At 69.6% G+C, this 15,860-nt stretch carries 11 protein-coding genes and 1 riboswitch; of the genes, 2 read left to right on the plus strand and 9 right to left on the minus strand.

Annotated elements, in window-relative coordinates; translation table 11 throughout:
- Positions 1 to 5: 5 nt before the first annotated feature.
- The 4 genes from pnuC to mqo all read right to left on the minus strand — a co-directional run bounded on the left by pnuC (position 6) and on the right by mqo (position 5,912).
- Positions 6 to 572: a nicotinamide riboside transporter PnuC gene (gene pnuC, locus SFC76_RS17850; RefSeq protein WP_322850758.1), complete on the minus strand. Its 567-nt coding sequence runs from the start codon at positions 570 to 572 to the stop codon at positions 6 to 8.
- Entirely contained in the window at positions 569 to 1,699 is a 1,131-nt protein-coding gene (locus tag SFC76_RS17855; RefSeq protein ID WP_322850759.1) for an aminoglycoside phosphotransferase family protein, read from the minus strand. The genes pnuC and SFC76_RS17855 overlap by 4 nt, the downstream gene beginning before the upstream one ends.
- Before the next feature lie 4 nt (positions 1,700 to 1,703).
- Positions 1,704 to 3,980 (minus strand): TonB-dependent receptor, encoded by a 2,277-nt coding sequence (locus tag SFC76_RS17860; RefSeq protein WP_322850760.1) that lies wholly within the window; start codon positions 3,978 to 3,980, stop codon positions 1,704 to 1,706.
- 56 nt (positions 3,981 to 4,036) lie between these two features.
- A riboswitch (TPP riboswitch) is annotated at positions 4,037 to 4,146 on the minus strand.
- Between the two features lie 50 nt (positions 4,147 to 4,196).
- A complete protein-coding gene (gene mqo, locus SFC76_RS17865) occupies positions 4,197 to 5,912 on the minus strand; it encodes a malate dehydrogenase (quinone) (RefSeq protein ID WP_322850761.1) in 1,716 nt (571 codons plus the stop codon).
- Positions 5,913 to 6,246: 334 nt separating this feature from the next.
- Between mqo and SFC76_RS17870 the strand changes: the two genes are divergently transcribed.
- Entirely contained in the window at positions 6,247 to 7,920 is a 1,674-nt protein-coding gene (locus SFC76_RS17870) for a sensor histidine kinase (RefSeq protein ID WP_322850762.1), read from the plus strand.
- Positions 7,917 to 9,206 (plus strand): sigma-54 dependent transcriptional regulator, encoded by a 1,290-nt coding sequence (locus SFC76_RS17875; protein WP_322850763.1) that lies wholly within the window; start codon positions 7,917 to 7,919, stop codon positions 9,204 to 9,206. The genes SFC76_RS17870 and SFC76_RS17875 overlap by 4 nt, the downstream gene beginning before the upstream one ends.
- Here SFC76_RS17875 and SFC76_RS17880 read toward each other — a convergent pair.
- The 5 genes from SFC76_RS17880 to SFC76_RS17900 form a co-directional block, all read right to left on the minus strand.
- Complete coding sequence (locus SFC76_RS17880; protein WP_322850764.1) at positions 9,154 to 9,903, minus strand: DUF2161 domain-containing phosphodiesterase; 750 nt, start codon at positions 9,901 to 9,903, stop codon at positions 9,154 to 9,156. The genes SFC76_RS17875 and SFC76_RS17880 overlap by 53 nt on opposite strands.
- On the minus strand, positions 9,904 to 11,301 hold the full coding sequence (locus SFC76_RS17885; RefSeq protein WP_322850765.1) for a hypothetical protein: 1,398 nt from the start codon (positions 11,299 to 11,301) through the stop codon (positions 9,904 to 9,906). It lies immediately after the preceding gene.
- A 76-nt stretch (positions 11,302 to 11,377) separates the two neighbouring features.
- Positions 11,378 to 11,518, minus strand: coding sequence for a hypothetical protein (locus SFC76_RS17890; protein ID WP_322850766.1), 141 nt, complete (start codon positions 11,516 to 11,518; stop codon positions 11,378 to 11,380).
- A 144-nt stretch (positions 11,519 to 11,662) separates the two neighbouring features.
- Positions 11,663 to 12,649, minus strand: a complete 987-nt coding sequence (locus SFC76_RS17895; protein WP_322850767.1) for an SDR family oxidoreductase — start codon at positions 12,647 to 12,649, stop codon at positions 11,663 to 11,665.
- A 100-nt stretch (positions 12,650 to 12,749) separates the two neighbouring features.
- Positions 12,750 to 15,620, minus strand: coding sequence for a TonB-dependent receptor domain-containing protein (locus SFC76_RS17900; RefSeq protein ID WP_322850768.1), 2,871 nt, complete (start codon positions 15,618 to 15,620; stop codon positions 12,750 to 12,752).
- Positions 15,621 to 15,860: the final 240 nt, after the last annotated feature.

Raw genomic sequence — 15,860 nt, forward strand, 5'->3', positions numbered from 1 at the left:
CGGGATCAGCCCTGCCGGTGGCCGCCCGCCCGGCGCCATTGCCGATAGCCAAGGACGGCGAGCCCGACCATCGCCGCATAGAGGCCGGCGGTCGGCAGCAACCCCTTCCAGACGAACATGCCGACGTAACAGACGTCGACCACGATCCACAGCAGCCAACTGGCGGCGTGGCGGCGCCCGGTCCAATATTGCGCGACGAGGCTGAAGCTGCTCAGCGTCGCGTCCATCCAGGGCAGCGCCGCGTCGGTATGGTGGCTGGTCAGCCAGCCGATGCTCACCGCCCCCACCGCGCCCGCCGCCAGCCCGGCGAGCGCCTGCGCCGGCCGCAGCGGCGCCACCACCACCTCGCCCTCGCTATCGGTCCCGCGCGCCCAGGCGACCCAGCCGTAGACGATCGCGATCGCGAACAGCAGTTGCAGCACCATGTCGGCGTACAGCCGCACGTCGAGGAACAGCTTCGCATACAGCGCGCAGGCGAGCAGATTGACCGGCCAGCACAACATGCGCCGCCGCGCGGTCAGCCAGATCCCGGCGAAGCTGACGACGACCGCGACGATCTCCAGCGGGGTCATGGCCTGGCCTCGCCGATCCGGCGCAGCAGCGCCTGCCCCGCGGCGGAGCGGAACCACGCGGCATGGCCGATCGCGTAACCGTCCCAGGTCAGCGCCGCGGCGGCGGGATCGGCGACCACCGCGGTGAAATAATCGATCTCCGACAAGGCGAATTCGAGATGGACGAGCGGCAGCAGCCTGACGATCGCGGCGATGTCGGCGGCGGCGAGCGGGGCGACCGATGCATAGCCGGCGAGCAGCGCCAGCGCCGCCGCGGGATCGGCGATGTCGTCGCCCTGCGGCAGGTCGAGCCAGCGGATCGCGCTGCGTTCGATCGCGGTGGCGATATCGTGCACCGCGCAGCTACGGTCGGCGAGGCCGAAGTCGATCACCGTCCGCACCGTGCCGTCGTCCGCCCACAGCAGGTTCGACGGATGCCAGTCGTTGTGCGTCCACAAGGGCGGCTGCTCCGCCAGCACCGCGGGCAGGCCGTCGCCCAGCGTCGCGAACAGCGCGGCGAGCTGCGCCCGCCACGGCCGCGTCGCCAGGAACGCGGCCAGCGCCGGCCGGGCGGCGACATAGGCCTCGGCCGCCGCGAGCGGATCGTGCGCCGGCAGGATGGTGAAGCTGGCGACCAACGGCTGCGCCCGGCGGGCAGGGGCGGCGAAACCGGCCGCGGCGATGTGCAGCCGCGCCAGCGCTACCCCTGCGGCGTGCGCCTGCGCGTGCGAGAAGAACGGCGTCCACGACAGCCGGTCGCGGTAGAGGTCGGCGCCCGGTGCCTGCCGGTGCAATTCGTAGCGCCACGCGTCGATCGCGATCGCGGTCGTACCGCCCGCACTCGCGATCACCTCCGGCACCGAAACGCCGGCATCGGCGAGATGCGCGATGAACGCATGTTCCTCGGCCAGCCCCGCGATCGAGCGCAGCTTGTGGTGGTGGCGCTTGAGCAGGACGGTGCCCGCCTCGGTATGGACGAGCGCGGCTGCCGAGAAGGGGCGCGGCGAATGCCAGTGCAGCCCGGTCATCCGCCCGGCCGCCGGAAAGCGCGCCAGCACCGCCGCGGCCTCGCCGGTGGTGATCGCCGGCCAGGTCGGCGCCTCCAGCGTCTGCCCCATGCCGTGCACCAGATGAGCGGCGGGCGTCATCGCCTCAGAAGGCGCGCGAGAGGGTCGCCATCACCGCGGCGCCGCTGCCGATATAATAAGCGGGCGCCTGACCGGCGATGACGGTGCCGTTGCGGCCGATGGTGTCCTGCGCGTTGGGGGTCACCGCCTGGACGCCGGCGAGCACGTGCGGATCGGTGACGTTGATCGCGTTGACGCGCAGGTCGGTCCGCTTGCCGTCGAGCCAGTCGGCCAGATGCACGCCGATCGACAGGTCGAGCGTCGCATAGCCCTTGATGCTTTCGTCGTTCATGAAGCTGGCATATTGCCGGCCGAGATATTTCGACGCGATGCTGCCGAAGAACCGACCGTCGTCGTAGGTGCCGCCCGCGCCGAACTGCACCGTCGGGCTCGACACCGCATGCCGGCCGCGCGTCGGCAGCAGGTCGCCGCCGACCGGCAGATCGTCGTCGAGCCGCGCATGCAGATATTCGCCCGACAGATAGAGGCTGACCGCGGCGACCGGACGATAGTCGATCTCGGCATCGACGCCATAAGAGGTCTGTCCGCCGGCGTTGAGCGTCGCATTGACCTGCGCGCCGCCCTGGTCGACCACCGTCGCGAGCTGGCGGTTGCGGAATTTGTAGTGGAAGCCGGTCACCGAGGCCGAGACCGCTTCGCCGATGAAGCGATAGCCGAGCTCTTCCGACACCGAATATTCGTTCTTGAGCGCGTTGCTGCCCTGCGCGACCAACGCCCCGCCGGCATAGCTGTCGTAGAGCGTGAATTCGTTGGGCGTGCGGAAGTTGGTGGTGAAATTGGCGAACAGCTGTTGCCGGTCGTCGAGCCGGTAATGGATCGCCGCGCGCGGCAGGGCTGCGAAACTGTCGATCCGCACCCGGTCCTGCGGCCCGGGCAGATAGTTACGGCCGTTGCGCAGCACGTCGACGCCCTTGAACCCGACATCGACCGTCAGCCGCGGTGCGACGGCGATGCTGTCGGCGAGGAAAAAGCTCTTGGTGACGGTGACGGTGCGCTGGTTCTCATAGGCGAGCAGGCGGCCGTCGGCGGTGCGGATCGCCTTGGCGCGATAGCCCCAGCGGTCGGTCGGCCGACCATCGGCATCGATGCTGGTATAGGATTGGGTGACGCGATCGGTGCCGTAATCGAACCACAGCCCGGCGGTGATCCGGTGGCTGCCGGCCTGCAGCGTCAGCTTGGCGACGCTGCCGCCGCGGAACTGGTCGCCGGTATAATTGCCGAGCACCGTCGCGACGCCGTCCACCGCGCCCGGCAGCGCGATCGGCTGCGCCAGTTCCTCGGTGCCGAGGAAATTGCCGGTGGTGGTGAGCTGCGTGCCATAAGGCGAATTGCCGTAGCCGAATTGCGCATAACTGGTGCTGTCGAACGTCAGCCGCTCGCCGAGCACGAGATGCACCGGCGCCGAGGCGTAGAGGTTGTGGAACGGCGCGCGATAGAGCCGCCAGTAATCGGTGGCGCCCGGCGTGTAGCGGCGGGCGTAGTTGAAGCCGCGGCCTAATGTCTGCCAGTCGGCGAGGGTGGGGCTGGGATAGCTTGAACTGTTCGCGTCGTTGAACGACAGCGCGAGGCTGGCGCGATTGCCTGCGCCCCATTCGTTAAGCAGCTTGGCGTCGACATGCTGGCGGGTGTCGAAGCCGGCGCCGCGCCAATTGTCCGGCCGCGTGTTCGAATAGGACAAGAAGGCCTTGAGCCCGGTGCCGCCGATCGTCCCGCTGTCGATCCGCACGAAGCCGCGCCGCGCCGCATAGCTGCCGAGTGACAGATCGACGAAACCGCCCGCCCGTGCCCGGGGATCGTCGAGCGCCAGCGACAGCAATCCGCCGGCGCCGCCCAGCGTCGGCGAGTCGATGTCGACCGACCCCTGCGCGATCGATATCCGCCGGAGGTTGCCGGGGTCGGCGAACTGTGACGGATAGGCGTAATAATAGCCGATGTCGTTTTGCGGCGCGCCTTCCATCAGCACGCCGATTTCATCCTGTCCCAGCCCGCGCAGCGTCAGGCTGGAACTGGTCGACAGGCCATAGGGATCGCTTGACGCGACATTGGCGCCGGGCAGCAACGTGACGAGCTGGAAGGCGTTGAGCGTCGGCGCCTGTTTGACGATGAAGTCGGCCGAGATCGCGCTCTGGCTTTTCGGCGCCTGCTGGTCGGGCAAGAGCCCGGCGGGATCGGGATGGCCGACGACGCGGATCTCGGCGGGTTCGGCGGTCTGCGCCGCGGCGGGTGCCGCCAGCAGCAGCACCGGCACCCCCAGCGCAAGCCAGGATCGCGGAGGTCGCATGTCGAAACGGGAAACAAGAGCCGAAATCGTTCGCATCCACTTCATCGGAGGAACGACGGCGCACCGCAGACCCTCCCTACGCCGGTATCACCCGGATCAGGTTCAGCGGGTCATGGGCTGCTGCCCATTTCTCAGCCGCGCGTCAGCGGCCCCCCGGGGATGGCCCGGCTTAGGCGATCCCACGGGGTAGCGATAGGGGGCTCAACGTGCGGGCGGTTACAGCGCCAGATCGGGGTGGCGGTCGGCCTTGACGCGGGTGGCGGCGGGGCGCGGCTGCGTGGCGACGTGGACCGCGGGCGGCGGCGTCGTCAGTTGCAGCGCATCGCTGGTCTGCGCCCATTCCTGCGCGAGCAGGTCGGGATGATCGTTGAGTGCGATCCCGTAGGACGGCACGATCCTGCGCAGGCCGTCCTGCCAGGCCGGGGTCGCGAGCCGCTTGGGGAAGACCGTCTTGAGCAGGTTCAGCATGATCGCCGGCGCGGTCGACGCCCCCGGCGACGCACCGAGCAGCGCGGCGATCGAGCCGTCCTGCGAGGCGACGATCTCCGTCCCCAGCTTGAGCACGCCGCCCTTGTCGGGATCGCGCTTGATGATCTGGACGCGCTGGCCGGCCTGCCACAATTTCCAGTCCTCCGCCCGCGCACCCGGCAGATATTCGCGTAGCGCCTTCAGCCGATCCTCGTCGGACATCATCAGCTGGCCGGCGAGATATTCGACGAGGTCGAAATTGTCCCAGCCGACCGCCATCATCGGGCGGAAATTGTCGAGCGTCACCGACGCCGGCAGGTCGAAATACGAGCCGTGCTTGAGGAATTTGGTCGAGAAGGTGGCGAACGGCCCGAACAGCAGCGCGCGCCGCTTGTCGAAATAGCGCGTGTCGAGATGCGGCACCGACATCGGCGGCGATCCGACCGCGGCCTTGCCATAGACCTTGGCGAGGTGACGGTCGGCGATCTCCGGCTTTTCGGAGACGAGGAACGAGCCGCCGACCGGGAAGCCGGCGTAATTGTCGGCTTCGGGAATCCCCGAGGCCTGCAGGATCGGCAGTGCGCCGCCACCGGCGCCGGCGAAGACGAAGCGCGCGTTGATGATCCGCTTGCCGCCGCCGTTGGTCGCCTCGGCGGTGACGCGCCAGCTCTTGTCGGGATTGCGTTCGAGCTTGCGCACCTCGTGGCCGCTGGTCAGCGTCACGCCCGGCTGGCGGCTGAGCGCGGTGACATATTGGCGCGTCACCTCGCCCCAGTCGCAATCGGTGCCGAGCGGCGAGCGCGTCGCCGCCAGAGGCAGGCCACCGCTGCGCCCCTCCATCATCAGCGGCACCCATTGGCCGATCCGGTGCGGATCGGTGGTGAACTCCATTCCCGAGAACAACGGGCTGGCGCCGAGCGCCGCATGCCGCTTGCGCAGGAATTCGACGTTCTCGCGGCCCCACACCAGATTCATGTGCGGCGTCGAGTTGATGAAGGCGCGGGGATCGCTGAGCACGCCGGCGCGAAGCTGGTGGCTGAGGAACTGGCGGGTGATCTGCCATTGCTCGTTGATCTCGATCGCCTTGGCGATTTCGACGCGGCCGTCGGCGGCGTTGACCGGCGTATAATTCAGCTCGCACAATGCGGAGTGACCGGTGCCGGCGTTGTTCCAGCCGTCCGAACTTTCGCCGGCGGCGCGGTCGAGCCGCTCGACCATCTCGATCGTCCACGTCGGTTCGAGCTGGCGCAGCAGCACGCCGAGCGTCGCGCTCATGATGCCGCCGCCGATCAGCAGCACGTCGACGCTATGTTCGCTGCGCGCCTGCGCGCGCGCCGCCGCCGGCAGCAGCGCGGTGCCGCCCGCCGCGACGACCGAGCCGATCAGCCCGCGGCGGCTGATGTCGGGCGCCGAGAGCGTCGACCCGTCGGTGGCGAGGGCCGGCTCGCGCGTTTCGTGATGCATCGCATGATCCTTCTGCATGCGCTTCCGGTACGACGTCGGGGCGGGACGCGGATCGAAGCGGGGAGTGTCGCGGAACGGCGACGACCGGTTGGCCCGGATCGCCGCCGCCTTCGTCCGGCTCCGATGGAGCACGACGAAGCTGTCGACCCGCTTGTGCCCGACGCGGCGGTGCGGCCCGCGCAGAAAACGACATCATCATAAAACGTCCTTGTTACAGTTAGTTAGCTCGATTATTGATGTCCGATTCCGGCAGGCTTGGGCAGGAAGTGACACATCGCCCGAGCCCAAAGTGCAACTTCTTGCCCTATGCCGGGCGGACGGGTATTCGGGGGCGGTGAGTCTCCGCTTCCCGATCCGCGGCTGGCCCTGGCTGGCGGGCGTGCTGCTGCTGGCCGTCGTCGCCGCGCTTCTCGCCGGCGTCGCGGCGGAGCGATGGACGATCGCGCAGCAACGGGTCGAGGTGGCGCAGGACGCGCGGCTGCGCGCCGCGCTGCTCGACAGCGAGATCGCCCGTTTCCGGCTGCTGCCGCTCACGCTCGCCGACGATCGCGACATCGCCGCGGCGATCGCCGGTACCGGGGCCGCGCGCGCCGCGCTCAACCGCAAGCTGGAGGCGCTGGCGCGCGTCACCGGTGCGCCGGCGATCTATGTCGTCGGGCGCGACGGCTGGTCGATCGCGGCGAGCAACTGGCGCAGCCCGCGCGCCTTCGTCGGCATCGACTATCACGATCGCCCCTATGTCCGGCAGGCGGAGGCGCGCGGCGAGGGCAGCCATTTCGCGACCGGCAGCGTCAGCCAGCGCCCCGGCCTCTATCTTGCCGCGCGCACCGCGACCGGCGGCGTCACCGTCATCAAGCTAGAGTTCGACCGGATCGAACGCGCCTGGGCGCACGGCGGCGGGATCAGCTTCGTGCACGACGCGGCGCGCCGCATCCTCGTCACCAGCCGCCCCGGCTGGCGCTTCGAGACGCTGACGCGCGGCGCGGCGGGGACCGTCGCACTCGTGCCGCTCGGCGACGGCCGGGTGCGGATCGCCGGTGCGCGGCCGACGTTCGTCGCCCAGGCGGTACCGGTGCGCCAGGCGGGCTGGCGATTGGTGCAGATGCGCCCCGTCGATCGTGCCATCGCCTCGGCCCGCGGGTTCGCCGCGGCGGCGGCCGGCGCGAGCGTGATCGCGCTCGGCGTGATCGCCTGGACGCTGCGGCTGCGCGCGCTGGCGCAGCGGCGGCGGACCGGCGAACTGGAGGCGGCGGTCGCCGAGCGCACCGCCGACCTGCGCCGCGAGGCGGCCGAACGCGCGCTGTCGGAGGCGCGCGGCGCCGAATTGCGCGAGGCGCTGCGCCAGGCCAACCGGCTCGCCGCGCTCGGCCAGATCACCGCCAGCGTCGCGCACGAAACCGCGCAGCCGGTCGCGGCGATCCGCACCTATGCCGAGACGAGCCGGATGCTGCTCGATCGCGACCAGCCCGACGAGGTGCGCGCCAATCTGCGCACGATCGCGCAACTCGCCGACCGCGTCGGCGTGGTGACCGCGCAGCTGCGCGCCTTCTCGCGCCGGCAGCCGCATGAATTGCGGCCGGTGTCGCTGGCCGAGGTGATCGACGGCGCGCTGCTGATCGTGCGCGAACAGCTCGAGGATGCGACGCTGGACCGGCCGTCGATCGATCCGGCGCTGATGGTGGTCGGCGGCAAGGTCCGGCTCGAACAGGTGCTGGTCAACCTCGTCCAGAACGCGCTCGATGCGCTCGCCGGCCGGGCGGACCGGCGCATCACGCTGACGCTGGTCGAGGATGCGGCGCACGTCCGTCTGCGGGTGGCGGACACCGGCCCCGGCATCGACCCGGCGATCGCCGCCGGCCTGTTCACGCCGTTCAACACCAGCCGGGCGGCGGGACTCGGCCTCGGGCTCGTCATCGCGCAGGACATCATGACCGACCTCGGCGGCTGGCTGCATCATCTGCCCTCGGCGAGCGGGGCGCTGTTCGAGATCGGGATGCGACGCGCATGACCACGATGGACAAGGCGTTGGTCGTCGCGCTGGTCGACGACGAGGCGGACCTGCGCGCGGCGGCGTCGCAATTGCTCGGGCTGCATGGCTTCGAGGTGCGGCCGTTCGCCGACGCGCGCAGCGCGCTGCCCGAACTCACCGCCGATTTTCCCGGCATATTGATTACCGACGTCCGCATGCCCGGCATGTCGGGGCTCGAACTGATGGACGCGGTGCGCAGCCGCGACGCCGATCTGCCGGTGCTGCTGCTCACCGGCCACGGCGACATCGGCATGGCGGTGGAGGCGATCAAGAACGGCGCGTGGGATTTCCTGTCCAAGCCGTTCGATCCCGAGGCGCTGGTCGCGGCGGCGGTGCGCGCGGCGACCGCGCGCGGGCTGACGCTGGAGAACCGGCGGCTGCGCGCGCTCGCCGACGAACAGCAGGGCGAGACGCTGATCGGCGACAGCCTCGCGATCCGGCGGCTGCGCGGCATGATCCCGCTGCTCGCCGATGCGCCGCTCGACCTGGTGATCGAGGGCGAGGTCGGCACCGGACGCGAGCATTTCGCGCGGCTGGTCCATCGCGCCGGGCGGCGCGCGCGCCATCGTTTCCTCGTCATCGATTGCGCGACGGTGCCGGTGGCGCTGGTCGAGCGCGAGCTGTTCGCGCGCAACGGCCCGATCGACCGCGCGCATCGCGGCACGTTGTTCCTCGACCATCTCGAAGCCGCCGGGCCCGAATTGCAGAACCGGCTGGCGCATTTCGCCGAAAAGCGCGCGCTGCCGCTCGATGGGCGCGATCCGCATGCGGTCGACGTGCGGATCGTCGCCGCGCTGGAGGAGGGACAGCGCGATCGCATCCTGCCCGGCCTGTTCCACCTGCTCGCCGGCGTGCCGCTGCGCCTGCCGCCGCTGTCCGAGCGCAAGGAGGATATCCCGATGCTGTTCGCGCATTTCGCCGCGCGCGCCGCCGAGCGCCATCGCTGCGCGATGCCGGCGCTCGCCGATCACGCGATGCGGCTGGGCGCGCGGCCGTGGCCCGGCAACGTGCTCGAACTGGAGAAAGCGGCGGAGCGCATCTGCCTCGGCCTCGACGACGGCGTGCCGAGCAGCGGCGAGCCGGCCTCGCTTCCAGAACGGCTCGATGCGTTCGAACGCGCGACGATCATCGACGCCATCGCCGCCGCCGACGGCGAGATCGCGGCGGCGATCCAGGCGCTGAAACTGCCGCGCAAGACCTTCTATTATCGCGTCAACCGGCTCGGGATTGATCTTCGCGCGATCCGTCGCCAGAGCCGTCCGTGACGGCCTGATCGCGAACGGGCGGGGGCAAGGTGGCAAGGCCGGTGGCGGACAGGCGGTAGACGCCGGGGCGGACCCGCTCGAACCAGCCATAGACGTTGTTGCGCAGGATCGCGCCGGCATCCTCGGCGAGATGCTTGAGGTCGCGCGGGCGCATCTCCGCCGGGCCGATCCCTAACGCGCAGGCGATGGCGCGCTGGCGATAGGCGGTCATGATCGGCCGGCGCGTCGATCCGCCCTGCGTCGGATCGCCCTTGCGGCCGGCATGTTCCTTGAGCAGCCGGCGCCGCTGCGGCAGGTTCGCGCGCGGGCGATAGGCGACCGGCTCGCACAACACCGCCACCGTGCCGAGGCGCAGGTCGACGGTCAGCAGCCCGACGCCGAGCAGCCGGCACAGGCGGGTGACGCGGCCGTCCTGATCGCGGCCGCGGCGGCTGGCGACGACGGCGAGATAGATCTGGTCGGCGCAGCGCAGCCGATCGACCGCCTGGAGCACGAGTTCGAGCGTGAACGACAATTTGAGTTCGGCGATGACGAGGATCGGCGGCTCGCCCGGTTTCAGCCCGACCGCGTCGCATCCGCAGATCTCGCCCTTCACCGCGAAGCCGTGCGCTTCGAGGAACGCCTTCACCGGCGGATAGAGCGCGGTCTCGCTCAGGCGGACGCCGGCGGTCGTCGCCGCGGCTGCGATATCGGTCATCTAGGCGCGGACGGCGACGGCGAGATCGCTGCGCACCGGGCCGAGCGTCGCGCGCAACACGCCGCCATGGCTCGTCGCGGTGGTGCGCGTCCGGACCGCGCCGGCCCACGTGTCATATGCGGTGACGTCGTAGCGGCCGTCGGCGAGCCCCGGGATCGTCAGCGTCGCGGGCGCGGCGTCGTCGCGCGGGGCGATCGTGCCCGCCTTCGACATGCTGTCGGTGCGCACCAGCCAGGCGAGCGCCTGTGCCGCATCGCCGCTGCCGATCGCCTGCACGCCGGCATCGTCGCAGGCCATCGCGCCGGTCAGGTTGCGGCGGCGGAAGCGCGTCCAGTCGATGCACGGCAGGAACTCGGCCAGCGCGCGCTGGGCCTCCCGCATGCCGGGGGTGAGCACGTGGGGATGGCGGTTGGGCCAGCGCATCCCGCCGCCCGCGCCGCCGCTGGCGAGATGCGCCCATTGGATATGGCGGAAATATTCGTCGTCGAACGCGGCGGCGAGCGTGCGCTTCTTGTCCTTGAAGCTGTGGATCGGGCCGTGTTCCGAATCGAACACCGGCCGGCCGCTGCCCGCCTCGTTCACCGCGGTCTGCATCAGCCGCGCGACCGCGAGCGCCGGCATCACCGTGTCGCGCGGCGCGTCGATCGTGCCGCGCTCGTAGAGATGGGTGTTGGCGAAATCGAGATCGGGGTGGCGGAAGATCGGCTCGGCCAGCCCCGGGTGGTTGATCAGCTCCGGCCCGAAGATCGACACCGTCTGCAGATTGGCGACGCCGCGCCGCGCGATCTCGTGGTCGCGCAGCCACGGTGCGATATCGGCGATGAACGGCGCCACTGCGGCGGGATCGTCGCCGCCGTGCGCGGGGTGGATCTCGTTCCAGATGTCCCAGGCGAACAGCGCCGGGCTGCCGCCCCAGCGATCGCTGGCGAACGCGAGCCGCCGCTTGATCGCCGCGCGCGTCGCGGGGCAGGTCAGCCACGTCCGCGGGCTGGCGCACACCCCGCCATTGGCCCGGTTGTAGGGATGGTGGCGCCAGCGGACCCACATGAAGAACGTGTCGTAGGGGGTGAGCAGCACGTGCAACCCGACCTTCTCGAGCAACGCGAACAGATCGTCCCAGAAGCCGACCATATTGGGCACGAAACGCCCGACCGGCCGCTCGATATAGCGATGTTCCCCGTGGCAATATTCCAGCATCAGCCGGATACAGGTGACGCCGTGATCGCGCAGCCAGAGCAGATGCCGCTCGACCGCCGCGATGTCGCGCCGGCGGAACAGCGGCGCGAGTTCGGGCCAGGTCACCGCATCGTTATGCCCGATCGGCGTCCATGCGGCGCCGTGTTCGGTGACGAAATAGGGCAGGCCGGGCCGGATCTGGATGCGGGGCGAAGACGACACCGCGCTCGATTACCCCCGGCCCCCGCGAATGACCATCCCGCTCCCCCGTCCGGCCGGAAGATCGTCGATCTGCCAGCTACAGGTCGAACAGGAAGCGGAACCAGCCCCGGTACATGCCGCCGACCGCGATCAGGCAGGCGACGACGAGCAGCGCGATCGCGGCATAGACGACCGGCCCCGGCTGCACCTTTTCCGAACGTTTGCTCCTGTCGATCATGCGCACCACCTTCCGCATGCGATCGTCGCCGTGACGCTCGATCCTGCCGGGAGCAGGGTACAGATCGCCGACGCCGGCCGCAACGGAGGGGTGACGGCGAGCCCCGACCCGGCCAGCCGCCACATCCCCCGAATGATCAGCGGGTTACGCCGGCTGGCCGTTGCCGCCGGTGGCGCCGAAGATCTGGCCGGTCGAATAGCTCAGCGCCGGATCGGCGGCGGCGACGTAGAGGCCGGCGATCTCGGCGGGCTGCCCCGCACGTGCCAGCGGCGAGTCGCTGCCGAAGCTCTTGAGCTTGTCGGGCGTCGCGCCGCCGCTCACCTGCAGCGGCGTCCAGAACGGCCCCGGCGCGACCGCGTTGACGCGGATGCCGCGGCTGCCGAGCTGTTTGGCCATGCTCTTGGTGAAATTGAGCACCGCGGCGCGGGTGAGCGCGTAATCGACGATGTCGGGCGAGGGATTGCCCGCCTGTTCGGACGAGGTGTTGACGATCACCGACCCGGCACCCATCCGCTCGACCGCCGCCTTGGTCAGCCAGAAGGGCGCGTAGACGTTGGTCTTCATCGTATCGTCGAAATCCTGGCTGGAGATGTCGGCGATGCCGGGGCGGGTCTGCTGCCGCGCGGCGTTGTTGACGAGGATGTCGAGCCCGCCGAGCTGCTCGGCCGCCTGCTGCACCAGCTTGCGGCAGAAGCGTTCGTCGCGCAGATCGCCGGGGATGGCAACCGCCTTGCGGCCCTCCGCCCGGATCAGCGCGACGACTTCGCGCGCATCGGGCTCCTCCGCCGGCAGATAGTTGATCGCCACGTCGGCGCCCTCGCGGGCGTAAGCGATCGCCGCGGCGCGGCCGATGCCGCTGTCGCCGCCGGTGATCAGCGCCTTCTTGCCGGAAAGTCTGCCCGATCCCTTGTAGCTCGTCTCGCCATGGTCGGGGCGCGGCGTCATCTTGCTGGCGAGGCCGGGCCAGGGCTGGCGCTGCACCGGATAGGGCGGCTTGGGGTAAGCGGCGGCGGCGGGCGTCGTGGCGGCGGCGGCGCCGCCGGCCTGTGCGGCGGCGGCATTGGCGGCGGCGGCGGTGCCGGCAGCCAGCGCTGCCCCCGCCACGAAGGTGCGGCGTGTGGTATCGGTCATGATCGTAACTCCCGGAAAGATCATGACCAGAAGCGTCGACCGATCGGTTCCGTTCCGAACCCATCGGGCTGCCGACGCAAGGATCGGCAGCCCGGTACGGTTACAGACCGTAGGAGAGGCGCAGATAGCCGAAGCGGCCGGGGATGTCGTAGGTGGTCGGGTCGAAATTGTTGAGGCTGCAGCTGAAGCAGGCCGGCGGGTCCTTGTCGAAGACGTTGTTGACGCCGAAGGTGAAGGCGAATTTGGCGTCGAGCCAGCTCGGGCGGAATTGTAGCTGCGCATCGCCGTACAGCCGGCTCTTCAGCTCGTTCTCCGCCGCGATCTCCTGGACGTTGTCGATGTAGCGCGCGGTGATGCTCGCGGTGACCGGGCCGAGCGTCCAGTCGATCGTACCCAGCCCCTTGAAGTGCGGATAGGCCTGATCGGGTGAGCCCCGCTCGGTGCCGACGTAATCGGTGGTGGTGAAGCTGTCGGTCGCCGGCGTGCGCTCGGCATATTTGAGCAGGTAATTGCCCGAGACGTAGAGGCCGAAGCGGCCGGCGCCGGTTTCGCCCGACCGGATGGTCAGCGTCGCGTCGATGCCCTTGGTGCGGACGCCGCCGGTGTTGAGCAGCAGGCCGTTGATCGCGGTGACGATGCCGCTCGGCGCGCGGCGGATCGCGGTGCAGCTCAGGGCGTCGCCGGTTTCGGCGCAGCGGCTGAGCAGCACCTGCGCCGGGATCGCGGCGATCGCGCCATCGACCTTGATGTCGTAGTAATTGACCTCGAGGCTGAGCGCCGAGAGCGTGCCGTTGCGCGCCCAGCGCGGGCTGTAGACGCCGCCGAACAGCAAGGTGCGCGCGGTTTCGGGGCGCAGGTCGGGGTTGCCGCCGGTGAGCACCGGCAACTGGCCCGACGGCTCGGCATAGCTGCCGCTGGCGGGAACGCCATTGGCGACGCAATTGGCGCGCACCGTCGCGTTCGACGGGAACAGGCCGCCCGCCGCGCTGGTGCAGGGATCGTCGATCGTCGCGTCGTAGCGCGACTGCGCGCCATAGAGTTCGCCGATCGACGGCGCGCGCAGCGATTCGGCATATTGGCCGCGCAGCAGCAGGTCGTTGAACGGCTTCCACAACGCGCCGCCGCTGAACGTCGTATTGCTGCCGAAGGTCGAGTAATTCGAATGCCGGACCGCGCCGTTCAGCTCGAACGAGGCGATGGCGGGCAGATCGCGCAGCAGCGGCAGGCGGATCTCGCCATAGACCTCGTCGACGTTGAACCGGCCGCTCGCCGCCTGCGCGGGGATGTCGGCACCCAGGCCCGCCTGGATGATCGGATCGGGGGTGAAGCTGCCGAACTGGTAGCGATGCTCGTAGCCGATCGCGATGCCGACCGGACCGCCGGGCAGATCGAACAATTCGCCCGACAGATTGGCGGTATAATCGTTGAGCGTCTGGCGACTGCGATCGCGTTCGTCGAAGCCGATATAGCCGAGCATCGCCGGGGTGATCGAACCGACGCCGCCGAAGAAGTTGAACGGTACGCAGTCGTCGGTGCACTGGCTGACCGGGCCGATCGCGCGGGCGAGGCGGGCGGCGTTGATGTTGCCGGTGAAGAGCTGCTTGGCGTCGTTATAGCCGAGCACCGCATTGACGTCCCAATACCAGTTGCGGTCGAACATCCGGAACTTGCCGTCGAGCGTGCCGGTCAGCGACATGGTGTCGACCTGCTGGCTGTAGGTGCGCTGCCCGGCCTCGACGAGGCGGCGGAAGATCGCGGTATAATTCTGCCCCGGGGTCAGCGTGACGCCGAACGGATTGTACGGGTTGGTCGCGTCGACCGACAGCCCGTCGAGCATGTTGCCGTTGCCGACGTCGGGGCCGATGCCGAGCGGCAGATAGGCCGCCTGATTCTGCGAATTGCGCCGGTTGTAGACCGCCTTGACGCTGAGGTTGATCGCGTCGGAGAAGCGCGCGCGGGCGTTGACGAAGCCGCCGAACCGCTCGACCGGGGTCAGGAAGTAATTGAACGGCGCGAAATTGTAGCGGTCGGCGGCGGTGAACGCCTTGAAGTCGCCGGTCGCCAGCGTCGGGTCGTAGACCGGGCGGCCGCTGGCGACGGGGCCGCGCAGCGTGATGTTCTGGCCGTTGACCAGGAAGCGGCCGAGCGGGGTGAAGCTGGAACAGCCGCCGATCGGGTCCGAACAGCTCGTCTGGCCGGGGTTGGGGAATTGCGAGATGCTGCGGTTCGCCGCGCTGACCGATTCCTGCTTGGTGTAATAGCCGCCCGCGACGACATGCACGTCGTCGCCGCCGACGCCGTAGCTGAGCTGGTAATCCTGCGTCTTGCCGTCGTTGTCGCCGAGGAACTGGCCGTATTGCGCCGAGCCCTTGAAACCCTTCTGGCTCTGTTTGGTGATGATGTTGACGACGCCGGCGATCGCGTCCGAACCATATTGCGGCGAGGCGCCCGATTGCAGCACCTCGACGCGTTCGATCATCGACGAGGGGATCGAGTTGAGGTCGACGGTTGCGGGAATGCCGCTCGCCGAGGCGCCGTTGACGAAGCGCAACCCGTCGACCAGCACCAGGGTGCGCTTGGCGCCGAGATAGCGCAGGTCGAGCACCGCCGAGCCGGCGCCGACGCCGCCGCCGTCGGGCGGGTTGCCGAAATTGCCCGAGCTGTTGAACTTGGAATTGAGCCCGCCCGACGAAGCCGGCAGCCGCTGCAACACGTCGGCGATCGAGGACAGGCCGGTGCGCGCGATCGCGCTATCGTCGATGGTGACGACGGGGGAGGGCTGGTCGAGCGGATCGCGGCGGATGCGCGACCCGGTCACGACGATGTCCTCGGCGGGGGCCTCGGTCGCCGCGGGTGCGGTCGGCGTCTGCGGATCGGTCGCCAGCTGCGCGGCGGCGACCTGCGCCGACAGCGCCAGCCCCGCCATCATCGCCAGGCTCGACGATCGCATCATCCACGTCGTTGCACGCATTGCTCATTCCCCTTGTCTCGCGGCCTTTGCGGCGTCGCGGGAGGAATATGCAGGATTGTTACGGCGCGGCCACATCGTACGCTTCGGGAGGAACCGTTATGGCAACATTTCGGTAATGATGTTGCCGTCCGGTAACACGACCCCGGAAATAGTGCACGGATATCGGGCAGTTAGGGCGGCCGCTGCCTTGTGATGCGGCACGATGCCGCCGATAGGCGCGGCCATGACCGATCATCCCGC

This window comes from Sphingomonas sp. CD22 (genome assembly GCF_034556155.1).
Classification (GTDB): domain Bacteria; phylum Pseudomonadota; class Alphaproteobacteria; order Sphingomonadales; family Sphingomonadaceae; genus Sphingomonas.

What these genes read in the sequence shown, in the direction of transcription:
- pnuC (WP_322850758.1), bottom strand. Translation starts at nt 572, where the DNA reads ATGACCCCGCTGGAGATCGTCGCGGTCGTCGTCAGCTTCGCCGGGATC.
- SFC76_RS17855 (WP_322850759.1), bottom strand. Translation starts at nt 1,699, where the DNA reads ATGACGCCCGCCGCTCATCTGGTGCACGGCATGGGGCAGACGCTGGAG.
- SFC76_RS17860 (WP_322850760.1), bottom strand. Translation starts at nt 3,980, where the DNA reads ATGCGACCTCCGCGATCCTGGCTTGCGCTGGGGGTGCCGGTGCTGCTG.
- mqo (WP_322850761.1), bottom strand. Translation starts at nt 5,912, where the DNA reads ATGCATCACGAAACGCGCGAGCCGGCCCTCGCCACCGACGGGTCGACG.
- SFC76_RS17875 (WP_322850763.1), top strand. Translation starts at nt 7,917, where the DNA reads ATGACCACGATGGACAAGGCGTTGGTCGTCGCGCTGGTCGACGACGAG.
- SFC76_RS17880 (WP_322850764.1), bottom strand. Translation starts at nt 9,903, where the DNA reads ATGACCGATATCGCAGCCGCGGCGACGACCGCCGGCGTCCGCCTGAGC.
- SFC76_RS17890 (WP_322850766.1), bottom strand. Translation starts at nt 11,518, where the DNA reads ATGATCGACAGGAGCAAACGTTCGGAAAAGGTGCAGCCGGGGCCGGTC.
- SFC76_RS17895 (WP_322850767.1), bottom strand. Translation starts at nt 12,649, where the DNA reads ATGACCGATACCACACGCCGCACCTTCGTGGCGGGGGCAGCGCTGGCT.
- SFC76_RS17900 (WP_322850768.1), bottom strand. Translation starts at nt 15,620, where the DNA reads ATGCGTGCAACGACGTGGATGATGCGATCGTCGAGCCTGGCGATGATG.